The sequence below is a fragment of the Spiroplasma endosymbiont of Aspidapion aeneum genome, from assembly GCF_964031045.1.
Lineage (GTDB): Bacteria > Bacillota_I > Bacilli_A > Mycoplasmatales > Mycoplasmataceae.
Genome location: NZ_OZ034994.1, coordinates 421,071 through 433,489, shown reverse-complemented (window position 1 = coordinate 433,489; position 12,419 = coordinate 421,071). Strand labels below are relative to the sequence as shown.

At 25.6% G+C, this 12,419-nt stretch carries 10 protein-coding genes; all 10 read left to right on the top strand.

The features are described from left to right. Positions 1-23 precede the first annotated feature (23 nt). The 10 genes from argF (at position 24) to AAHM97_RS01990 (ending at position 12,413) form a co-directional block, all read left to right on the top strand. A complete protein-coding gene (gene argF, locus AAHM97_RS02035; RefSeq protein WP_342269292.1) occupies positions 24-1,019 on the top strand; it encodes an ornithine carbamoyltransferase in 996 nt (331 codons plus the stop codon). Between the two features lie 40 nt (positions 1,020-1,059). Beyond that, positions 1,060-2,643, top strand: coding sequence for a YfcC family protein (locus AAHM97_RS02030; protein ID WP_342269291.1), 1,584 nt, complete (start codon positions 1,060-1,062; stop codon positions 2,641-2,643). 17 nt (positions 2,644-2,660) lie between these two features. Continuing rightward, positions 2,661-3,593: a carbamate kinase gene (gene arcC, locus AAHM97_RS02025; RefSeq protein ID WP_342269290.1), complete on the top strand. Its 933-nt coding sequence runs from the start codon at positions 2,661-2,663 to the stop codon at positions 3,591-3,593. Between the two features lie 537 nt (positions 3,594-4,130). Continuing rightward, entirely contained in the window at positions 4,131-4,256 is a 126-nt protein-coding gene (locus AAHM97_RS02020) for a hypothetical protein (RefSeq protein WP_342269289.1), read from the top strand. Further along, positions 4,249-5,184: a hypothetical protein gene (locus AAHM97_RS02015; protein ID WP_342269288.1), complete on the top strand. Its 936-nt coding sequence runs from the start codon at positions 4,249-4,251 to the stop codon at positions 5,182-5,184. The genes AAHM97_RS02020 and AAHM97_RS02015 overlap by 8 nt, the downstream gene beginning before the upstream one ends. Further along, positions 5,177-6,823 carry a hypothetical protein gene (locus AAHM97_RS02010; protein ID WP_342269287.1) on the top strand — a complete coding sequence of 549 codons (1,647 nt, stop codon included), beginning with the start codon at positions 5,177-5,179 and terminating at the stop codon, positions 6,821-6,823. Before AAHM97_RS02015 ends, AAHM97_RS02010 begins: the two co-directional genes overlap by 8 nt. Beyond that, a complete protein-coding gene (locus AAHM97_RS02005; RefSeq protein WP_342269286.1) occupies positions 6,823-8,268 on the top strand; it encodes a hypothetical protein in 1,446 nt (481 codons plus the stop codon). Before AAHM97_RS02010 ends, AAHM97_RS02005 begins: the two co-directional genes overlap by 1 nt. Positions 8,269-8,276: 8 nt before the next feature. Beyond that, entirely contained in the window at positions 8,277-10,661 is a 2,385-nt protein-coding gene (locus tag AAHM97_RS02000) for a type IV secretory system conjugative DNA transfer family protein (RefSeq protein ID WP_342269285.1), read from the top strand. Between the two features lie 3 nt (positions 10,662-10,664). Further along, positions 10,665-10,955: a hypothetical protein gene (locus tag AAHM97_RS01995; RefSeq protein ID WP_342269284.1), complete on the top strand. Its 291-nt coding sequence runs from the start codon at positions 10,665-10,667 to the stop codon at positions 10,953-10,955. A 24-nt stretch (positions 10,956-10,979) separates the two neighbouring features. Further along, positions 10,980-12,413, top strand: coding sequence for an Mbov_0396 family ICE element transmembrane protein (locus AAHM97_RS01990; RefSeq protein WP_342269283.1), 1,434 nt, complete (start codon positions 10,980-10,982; stop codon positions 12,411-12,413). The last annotated feature ends 6 nt before the right edge of the window (positions 12,414-12,419 follow it).

Below are 12,419 nucleotides of genomic sequence, written 5' to 3'. Positions count from 1 at the left end.
AAATAAAGAAAAGGAATAAATATATGGCACTTAATTTAAAAGGAAAAAGTTTTTTAAAATTATTAGACTTTACACCAAGAGAAATAAAATATTTGTTAGATCTTGCGAGAGACCTAAAGAGAGCAAAATACGTAGGAAATGAAATTAAAACAATGGAAGGAAAAAATATTGTTCTTCTCTTCCAAAAAGATTCAACAAGAACACGTTGTGCCTTTGAAGTTGGAGCAATGGACCAAGGGGCACATGTTACTTATCTTGGTCCTAGTGGGTCACAGTTTGGAAAGAAAGAATCTGTCGAAGATTCTGCAAAAGTATTGGGAAGAATGTATGATGCCATTGAGTTTCGTGGTTATTTACAATCTGATGTCGAAAGTCTTGCAAAATATTCAAAAGTACCAGTTTACAATGGTCTTACCAATGAATTTCATCCAACTCAAATTTTAGCAGATTTTCTTACAATTATTGAATACAAAGATACACTTAAAAACATAAAACTTGTTTTTGCTGGAGATGTTAAAAATAATATGGGGAACTCATTAATGGTTGGATGTGCTAAAATGGGAATGCACTTTGTTGGAGCTGGCCCAAAAGAATTATGGCCTGATGAAAAATTAATAAATGAATGCAAAACAATAGCTAAAGAAACTGGAGCTACAATTAATTTTTCAGACGATCTTAAAAAAGCTTGTAAAGATGCTGATGTTGTTTATACAGATGTTTGAGTTTCAATGGGAGAGGAAAAATCTGTATGAAAATCAAGAATACAACAATTAAAACCTTTTCAAGTTAATAAGGTGGTATTAAACGAAGCTAAAAGTGATATGCTTTTCATGCACTGTTTACCAGCCTTTCATGATCTTAACACAGATGTTGCAAAAGACATCCAAAAAGAATTTAATCTCAAAGAAATGGAAGTAACAGATGAAGTCTTTAGATCTAAAAACTCTGTTGTCTTTGAAGAGGCAGAAAATAGACTTCATACAATTAAAGCAGTAATGGTTGCAACAATTGGAAAATAAATTATAGAACTCAATTAGTAAATAGACGGGGGTGAAAATAATGCAAGAAAAAGAAGAACAAAATAGCAAAGTAAATAACATAAACCAAGATAATTTACATATTAGCAAAAACCGTAAAAAAATAAAATTTAAGATGTTATCTGCTTTTACTATTCTTTTATTAATAATTTTTGCAATTATTCTAATATCTTGAGTTTTGAAATGGTCTGGGACTACAACAGAAGTAAATAATGTCCCCACCAAAATAAAAGCACTTGGAATATTTGATGTATTCCTAGCACCAATGAAAGGTTTTGTACAAAAAGCAGATATTATTATTTTTATCCTAACTCTTGGTGCATTTATAAATGTATTAATGTCAACAAAATCATTAGAAGGTTTTTCTCAAGCAATAACTTCAAAATTAAAAGGTAAAGAAGTGTGAGCAATTATTCCACTTATGTTATTCTTCTCTTTCTGTGGTACAACAGAAGGAATGGCTGAAGAATCATTAGGATTTTATATGATATGTATCCCCTTAATGATGGCAGCTGGTTTTGATAAAATAACTGGGTTGTTCATTGTTTTGGTTGGTGCTGGTGTTGGAGTTATTGCTTCAACAGTTAATCCATTTTGTATTAGTGTCGCTGTTAACGCTTTAACAAGTACTAAACAAATAACCACATCTGTTGGTGATGGGATTGGACTTAGATTAATATCTTGAGTAGTCCTAACATCAATAGCAATAATTATGGTAATGTTATATGCTCGTAAAGTAAAACTTGATCCACAAAAATCTTACACTTTTGCAACTATGGAAGGAGATAAAAAATTCTTTTTATCTGAGAGTGTAGAAATAATTGATATGAATTGAAGACGTAAATTATCTATTGTAGTTTTTGGATTTGTATTTCTAATTATGATTCTTTATATGGTTGGATGAGATAGTATTCTTGGTTATAAAGATGTTGATGGTGACCCTTTAACTTATGGACCATCTATGAGATTGCAAAATTTTGTAATTGACAAATTACCATACCTTTCTGGTATGGCAGAGGGATTTGGTATTGGTGGTTTAGATACTGCTGCTGCATTCTTCTTAATTGGTTCAATAGCATTGGCTATAATCAATTGTTACAAAGAATCAACTCTATTAAAAGAATTTATGACAGGAGCTGGAGATATACTTAGTGTTTGTTTAATAATTGCAACAGCTGGTGGTGTTGGTGTTGTGCTTCAAAATAGCCATATTCAAGAATTAGTTATTATTGGATTAAGTAATTCTATTGGAGGAATTGGCTCTAGTATTGGAATAATTATAATCTTATTTATTATTTTCATTTTATTATCATTTGTAATTCCATCAACATCTGGTTTTGCAACCGCAGTCTTTCCCCTATTAACTGGGATCGTTGCAAAAGATTCAAGTATTTTAGCATCTGGTTCAATCACAGCATTTTCATTTGCAAGTGGGTTGGTAAATATTATAACCCCAACATCTGGAGTTGTTATGGGAGCTATTGCATATGCAAGAATTGATTATGCAATGTTTTTAAATTCAATTTGAAAAATAATTTTAGCCCTAACCGTTGCTTGCTTTATCTTACTTTTAATTGGTGGAGCAATAGGAAAACCTATTATTTAATATAAAGGAGAAAAATAATGTCAAAAATAGTAATAGCAATTGGTGGAAACGCTTTAGGAAGTACTCCTATAGAACAATTAGAAATTGTAAAGCAAACTGCCAAACAATTAGTTAATTTTGTAGAAAAGAAGAATGAGTTAATAATAGTCCATGGAAATGGCCCTCAAGTTGGTATGATTAATAATGGTTTTGATATTGCTCATCTTAATAATGAAGAGTCCCCTATTGTTGACTTTCCCGAATGCGGAGCAATGAGCCAGGGATATATTGGTTATCATCTCCAACAGGCTTTAAAAAATGAACTAAGGCATAAAAAAATTAATAAGGATGTTGCTTCAATAATAACGCAAGTTATCGTAGATAAACAAGACCCTGGGTTTAAAAATCCTACAAAGCCAATTGGTTCTTTTATGAGTTTAGAAAAAGCGAATGAACTTTCTAAAAGTAAAGGATGAAACATTGTTGAAGATTCTGGTAGAGGATGGAGACGAGTTATTGCATCTCCAGTTCCTGTAGACATCATAGAAAAGGATATGATCTTAAAATTAGTTGAAAACAAATTTTTAGTTATATGTTGTGGTGGTGGTGGTGTTCCTGTTATAGAAGATAAATCACAATATACAGGAATCGCTGCTGTCATTGATAAAGATTTTGCCGCTGCAAAAGTTGCTGAAGTTATAAATGCAGATATGTTAATAATTTTAACAGCTGTTGATAGAGTTGCAATTAATTTTAATAAAGATAATCAAAAAGAACTTGATGTATTGACAAAAGATCTTATCAACAAATACATTGACGAAGGTCAATTTGGATCTGGTTCAATGTTGCCAAAAATAAAAGCAGCCCTATCCTTTGTTGAAAGAACAAAAGGAAAAAAAGCATACATTGGATCTTTAAAAAAAGCAATTGATGTATTAGAAGAAAAATCTGGAACAAAAATAATTTTATAAAAATAAATTATAGACTTATAAAAATTATCAAATAATAATAAATTATATTTTCAATATCATTTCGTTTTAGAAATGGTATTTTTTTTGTCAATATGAAATATCTTATTAAGAAATAAAAAAATATAAATTATTTTATTAAATAAGTAATAATTTTTAAAAAAAAAATAATTTTTTAACAAAAAAAAGTTTTTTTTAGTATTTACTAAAAATATTGTGCTAAAATAATAACAATTTTAGTTCAAATTATTATTTGTAAATGATAGCTACGTTTACAATATTACTTGTCTAGAAGGCTGGAACAAATAAATCCAGATACAGGAATTATAAAATAGGTGAAAAAGTTTTTTATATCTTATTTATATCTACATGTAAACGTAGCTATAGTATTTTTTAATAACATTCAAATTGCAATTCAATATGGAGAAGAAATATCAATTCCTGTATTTTTTATGATTATTTTATTAGTGATTTTGAATACTTTTTTATTTATTTTCAATGTTTTCTGTATGAATTTATAAATTCAACTTAGGAGGATAAATGAAAAAATATAAAAACAAATATGTAGATAAACATATTTACGAAGAAATAACAAAATTAATAACAGATTTAGAAGCAACAGATTTTATTTATGATATTGATAAAGGAGATACTACAAATGAATAGTGTCTTACTTTATTTTAATGAAAAATACGAAGGTGACTTTGGTAAAATCTATAATGCTTTAGAACGAAAAGAAAAAATAAATAAAACTGAAATAATAAAAGATTGAACAAAAGGTTATGATTATATATCACTTACATCAAGTGAATATTGTCATCCTTTAAAGTATGCAAAAGAGCCCCCCTTTTTATTATTCACTCAAGGGGATAAAAATCTTTTAAATTATTTTGAAAGAGGAATTTCAATCGAAGGTTCGGATTATATTCGCCAAGATGGCTATGAACACGTTGAAAATATTGTTACTGAATGTAAAAGACAACAATTAATTCCATATATAAGTCCAAATAGCACATTTTCAAAATTTTTAGCAGAAACATTGGCTGTTAATCGTGTTCCTTATGTATTGGTTCTTGAAAATGGGATTGAAGATTATAAACTTCAACCAGATAATTTAATTGCAAAAACAGTTGATTGTGGTGGTATAGTTGTTAGCCATGCGTTAAATATGAAAAATAGACCAATTTTGTCTAGATCTCAACAAGCAGATGAATTTAAAGCGACAATGACCACTGGACTATTGGCTTTACCATTTGATAAAACAGAAAAATTAAAATTTATTAAAAAAGCGACAACTTACGCTTCTAATATGACACCAGTTTTTACATATAGAAGTAAAAATGAAAAAACAATTGATCTTTCAGAATATCGAGAGGTTGCTGTTATAAATAAAATTTATGATTTATGTAGTAAATTGGGCTTATCTTATAATAGCCAAGAAATACAATTTTTAGTTAAGGATGCGCAAAAACTAGCTACAAAATACTACAATTTCTTTAAAACGACTAGAGAAAAAGAATTAGAACTAAAGAGTAAAATAAATAAAGAATTAGAATCTCATATAACAAAGGATTTTAATTTTAACAATGAGTAAAAAGCTATTAAAATCACTCTTGTGTCTTGATAGTCTCTTTACATCATTTGGTTCTATTTATATTTCGACTACAAGTTTTAATCTTCAAGATAAAAAAACAGAGGGCAAAGAAAACGACCCAAATGGTCAACCAAAAAATAATAGTCTCCCTTTGTTAAATCTTGATAAAAATCAAATAACACTTTCCTTACTAAAAAGAAATGACTCTATCCAAATAATAAATTATTTAGAGTTTGTAAGTGAAGGTTGAGTCTTAAAAATAATCAATAATGATGAAAATCTTACAGTAGAACAACCATCTTTAAGTTCAAGTATAAATGTTAGATGAAATAAAAATCAAATAACAGAAACTAAAACAAGTTTTGATATTTGTTTTTCAAAAAACAATAAAATAATAAAAAAAACAATAAATGTTTTGTTGGTTGAGTATAATATAAATCTTAATAGTGAATATGATATAAATCCTGGGGAGACAACTCTTATTATTCCCATTATAAACTACCAGTTAATGGTTAGAAATGGGTATAAATTTAAACTTGATATTGATGATTATAAAATATGTAGCTTTAAGATTACAAATCAAAATATAACATTAACAAAAAGAGGTTTGGGAAGTTGTAAAATAAAATTAACAGCATCCAGAAATATATTTTTACAAGAATTAGAATTTACTTTAAATTGCAAATACACAAATTCTATTATCTTAGATACAAAAAGTATTTTATTTTCTGAAAACGAATTGTCAAAAAATGTTTTCATTAAAAATTTTAAAGAATTAAAAGCTGATAATATTTCATTATCCCTATCAACCACAGATGACAGTGTTGAAGCAAAAATAGTCGAGGATAAAATAATTATCTCTTGTAAAAAACTTAATAATTGCCAAGTAAAAGTAATTGGGAAAGTTCCAAATGGAAAGGATATTTTAAGTACTATAGATATCTCAACTAAAAATTCAGATGATATTATAACAGATCACGACCAAATACAAGTAACAGTTGGCAAAACTGTAGATATTAATATATTGAATTTAGAAAAGTTAAATCAAAAATTTAACGGGAGTCTTTCTATAACCCTAGATAATAATTTAGTTGATACATTTTCAAATAAAAATGGGAACATAAAGATAACTTCTTATTTTAACATCAAAAATTCAATAACATTAAAATATATCTACAATAATAAGTTTTTAATAAAAAAAATAAATATCAATAACACTTATTCTAACAACGCAAATGAGTTACAAGACTTATATGCAAAAAACCTTCAATCATATATTGAGTACGATGGTAATTTGCAATTTTCAATATATAATATTCATAAATATGATATTTACAAAATAATATCTACAAATTCATCTAAAGATGTAAAAATTGATGATATCACTGATAATGACTTGTGAAAAGTTAATAAAAATAATATAACAGATGTTTTAACAACTTCATATCAAATGTGAAAAATAAATCAAGATTATACAAAAATAGAAAATTCTCCATCTAGTTTTATATTTTATTCAATAACAGATAAGAGTAAAAAAGAAATTCCTATTTCTTCTTTATCTAAAAGTTACTTCTCATCATGTGCAAATATTTTTTCAAACTATATTCAAGATGATTTAAAAGCTATTTTACAAAATTAATGTATCTTGATAAATATAAAAACAACACAGATCTAATCTTTAAAATTGTTAGATTTAATCGAGTTTATGATCATCGTGGATATTTGCAAAAAAGTGGAGAAAAAAGAAGAGACAAATATATAAAACAGTTTAAACATCTCGATTATATTAGCAGAGAAATAGCTGCTCTCAATTATCATATCGAAGAAGACGATATACAAAGACTTTTATATCTAAAAAATAATAACTTAGAAAAATACTACATATATTTAGAAGAATTATCAAAAAAGGAGGAAAAACATAGTGGTATTTATACAAAGTATGGACCAATAGGACAAGAAAATATCAGCTGAATTAAAAACAAGATAAAAAATCTTGATGATAATCAAAATATATGAGAAACAATATTATGATTCAATATTTATATCGTGAAAAAATCGAGATTATATAATTATAAAAATATTAATCATATATTAAAGAATAGTCTAGAATATTTATTTTCAAGATATATGTTAAAGGAAAAAGATTTATTTTGATACTATGCAATTCATATAAATACTAATGGATTTCATATTCATTTAGATATATTAGAAGATAAAAAAACCTTAGTTGGTTTAGATAAGAATAACAATAAGATTAACACATATATTAATTTTGGAATGTTTAAAATAGACCATATTAATATATTTAAAAATATAATTAGAAAAGAGTGTGATAAATTAGCATATCAGTATAAATTAAATACATTAGAAAAACAAAAGTGGTTTTTAAAAACAAATTTAACAAATAATAATAACATAAAAGATTATGATTGAAATTGATTTGATGTTAGACAAGTATTTATAGATTTAAAATATAAAAATAGTATATTTTTAAAAAAAAGTTTAATGTTCATTCGCCATAATTATAAAAATTATGATTCGCTTAATAATAAAAGCAAATTATCAATTGATAATTTTGACAATCAGTCTAAAGAACTATTTTATGAAATTTTAATTAATTTTTTTGACACAAATAATTATTTATATGATTATGTCAAAAATAAAGAAGTAGAAAATAATAAAATAGAGTTATTTTTAAAAACAAATAAATTACAAAAACCAAATATAGATACATTCTTAGATAGTGATTTTATTACTTCAAAAGATTTTAAGAAAATTGAAAATATTTTACTAGATATTTTAATAAGTGAAATTGTAAATTCTAATAAAAATTGAAAAAATTCTTTTTTATCATTTATAAATTTAAGTTACTATAAAGAACCAGAAGTTCTAAAAAATAGTTTTGCAAATAAATTATCACTTTTACAAACAAATATAGAGAAAAAAATAATATCTTATTTTACAAGTAGAAATAACACCCATGAATTTAAAAAATTGTTTAATTTTGAAAATAAAATTGAAATGGAATTGGAAAAAAAGTTAAAAGCAATAGAAATGGAGGGTTACATATCATTTGATAGGTAACATAATGTATGCGTTCAAAACTAAATATTATTGTCTCAATTACGGTTATATTAATTATAGATCTTGTATTGGCAGCAATTATTAATTTTGCAATTGTTTATAATAAATTATCTTCAGGGGGTCATATCCCCTCAATAAAAGATTTAAGTATTCAAAATGTAATATATTACTGTTCTTATTTAAAAATAAACTATATCATTATTAGCATATGCTGTGCTATAATATCTATCATCTTGTTTACATCTTATACAAAACCAAATGTTAAGAAAACAAAACAGATTTTAGAATTAAAAGGAAAAGATGCAATTTATGGTTCATCCTCATGACTTTTAAATGAACATACAAATGAGGGAGACTATAATGAATTCAATAAAATATATTTACCCAATTTCCAGGTACCCTCTTTTCTTGTTCGGAGCGAAATAGAAAAAGGTAAAATAACATTTAATGGAATTGATGCAACAAAAGTTGTTAACACGATAACAATAGGTTCAACTGGTAGTGGTAAAACAAAAAGAGATGTAGAACCAACAGTAATTGCAAACTGTATTTTACCAGATGAAACAACAATTATAAAGGAGGAGATAAAAGATAAAAAAGGAAAAACAATAAAAACAATTAGAGAGTCAATAAAAAATAATAAACCAAATTTTGTTTTAACAGATACAAAAGGAGAACTTTATCATTCTCTAAGAGATATTTTAAAATCAAATGGCTATGAAATTTATAAAATTGACTTTAAAAATCCAGAGACATCAATGAGTTGAAATATTCTTTGACCAATAATAAACTACTTTGATAAGTATGTAAATTATAGGGAAATAAATATTGAAGAAAAAGAATTTCTTGAGCTGGGATATGCTCAAAATTATTTAACTCTGTATTCTTGCTACCTACATGACAAATTAAACTGTAATCAATGTTTAGATGAGATAGAGGAAGAAGACCCACTAGTATGAATTGATAAGTACAGAAGCACTTGATTTTTAAACAAAAAAGATTTGGAAAATAATTGCCTTCAATACTCAAAAATTTTTAGACAAAAGGCTATTGACGAGGTAGAAATAATAACATCAACATTAATTTCTTCTCAACAAGAACACGCAAATCAAAGCTGGTTTATTGGTGCTCAAAATTTACTTAAAGGAGCAATTTATGCTTACCTAGAAGTTTATGAACATACAAAGTCAGACTTTGATCTAAAATGATTTAATATTTTTAATATTGTAAATTCCCTATTAAACAAAGATAAATTTTGTACTTGAATGGAAGAACACTATGATAATTTTCCAGAAAGCATGTCTTGATTGACATGTGGAAATATTATTACAACAGAAACAAAGGTTAGAGATCAATATTTTTCAATTCTTTCAACTCAAATAACTGTATTTTTGCAAGAGAGTTTACAAAATATATTGTGTGAAAATAACATTGATATATTTAAATTTGATGACCCAGAAAAACCAAAGGCTTTATTTATAGTAATACCAGAAGAAGAAAAATCAAAAGAATCAATAATATCTATTTTTCTTGGTCAATTATATCGAGCTCTATATTATTCTGCAGATAGAAATAAAAATCGTGCCTTGAATAGAACAACAATGTTTTTAATTGATGAATTTGCCAATATTGCAAAAATCAAAAACCTAGATATATTATTAAATACTGGAAGGTCTAGAAAAATATGTACAAGTATCATTGTTCAAGATTTAGAACAAATAGAACATGTATATGGTTCTAGTTCTAAAGCAATAATGGCAGCATGTTTATTAATAAAATATTTAAAATCTATTAGCATAAAAACAAATAGTATGATTTCACAATATTGTGGTCAAAAGACTATTAACAAATCGAATATATCATTTTCAAAGGATTATAAACCAAACTATCATTTAGAAGCCAAAAATATCCTTGAAGTTTCTCAAATACCAGAATATACTTTAAATAATATCATTGTTATTAATGTGGATAAAAGACCATGTGTTGTTAAGTTGGAAAATGTTTGAGAGTTTAAACACTTAATCAAACATGAATATTTTGATTGAGAAATTACAAGAAATTATATTAATTTTAACCAAGATTATCGAGTAGATATCTTTAATATATATAAAGAAATTGAAACAAAAACTGCAAGTAATGATTTACAAAAAGCTTTAGCTCATATGGAAAATATGAATAAAATGAGTCAAGAAGAAATTGAAAAAAAATTACAAGCAGATAGATTATCATATCTTCGAAAAGAAGAAGGAATATTAAGATCAAAAATAAGTCAGTTTCGAGATATTCCATTAAATTATTGAACAACTGAAGACAAAATTGGTTATGAAAAACTAAATGCTTCATTGATGTCAATATTAGAAGAAAAAAGAAATATACTTAACAAAGGAGAATAGAATATGTATAGTTTATTAACAGATGTAACAAATAATTGAAATTCATCAGAAATTATTAATTATGTATGAGGGTGAGTATCCTCATTAGCTACTTTTTTATGTAGTGTAGTCGCAGCAATTTTAATTCTTTTTATAATTAAAATTGGTTTTAAAATCGCAAAAGCAAGTAGTGAAAATGACATAGAGGAACGACAAAAAGCAATTAATGGAATAATATGGGTAATTATAGGATTTATAATTTGTTGTAGCGCAGCCACTGGTTGTGGAATTTTGGCCCATAGTATTTTATCCTAACAATTATATTGGAGTTATATAAATATGGAAGATATTCTCTACAAACTGTTTTTAAAAACAATTTGATTTGTTTTTATTCAGGGACCATTACAAGTTTGCGGATACTTATCAACAATAATTAATTATATTAATAGTCAACTAATTAAAGATATATTAAAAGATAATAATAAAAGTTTACTAACAATATTTTCAATATTTGCATATGCTAGTATTTGTTTATTATCAATTATCTTTATTATAAATTTTATAAGCATGACTCTACAAGATGAAATAAATCTTCGAGAAAAAATAATTCAGTCATTAAAAAATTCTCTTTTTGGGGTATTTATAATTGTATTTATCCCCCAAATAATAATGTTTTTAATAATGATTATGAACTTTTCGTTTTCATTTGTAAATACACTATTTACATTTAAAACGTCAAATCTAGCAGATATTTTATATTATATAGGTGACAAAAACTTTGATTATCAAAATGTTCATAATGTTTCTAGTTACTCATGTCCAAATAATATTACAGATTATAATTTTTTTATAGAATTCATTGCAATAATTGTATGTGTTTACTCTTTATTAAAAGTTTCAATTACAATAACTGGAAAAATTATTGAGATAATAATTTTATATTTAATATCTCCATTTGTTGCAATCTTGTCTGTTATTGACAATAAAAGAAGATTAATTGAGTGGAGAAATATATTAATTGAGAACGCATTTGAAGGAGTTATCTTTGTTTTAACAATGGATATATTTTGTATGTTATTAAACTCAATAATTTCTACAAATATATCACTTGGTATCATTGAAAGACAAATATTTATCTTCATTTTTATTCTCGCTGGTAGTATTTTTGTCCTACAATCACAAAAAATATTACATATTCTTGTAAATAGTTATAACCACCAAGAAACACATGCTGGTTTTTTATCTGCAATAAATATTCCCGCAAAATTTACAAATTCAATTGGTACAAGTTTATCAAAACTCACAAAAGTGGTTGGATTTGGTAATGGTATTGGTAGTGTGTCTTATGATAAAAAGACGCAACAATACAAATCAAACTTTCAACCAACAGGTGTATTAAAATTTGGATCATCAATTGTCAATGCTGGGATAAAAACAAAAAATGGGCTTTCAAATATTGGCCATTTAATTATCAACAAACCAAATATAAACACAAATAAGGCAATAAATAAATTTAAAGCTAAAGTTTCAACACCATATCATGCCTTAAAAAATGTATTTACGTACAATGACAAACCAAAAATAAACAAGGAGGACCTAATGAATTGAAAAAATAAAATAGTTCAGAAAAGTGAATATATTGAATCACTGACAAAACAAGGTATTGTAAGTAACAAGGTAAAAAGAGAACAAAAGAAATTAGATAGACTAAATAAAATATATAATAATTCTTTAAATATATTTAATAAAAAAAATGACAGTGAAGTTGGGTAATAAATA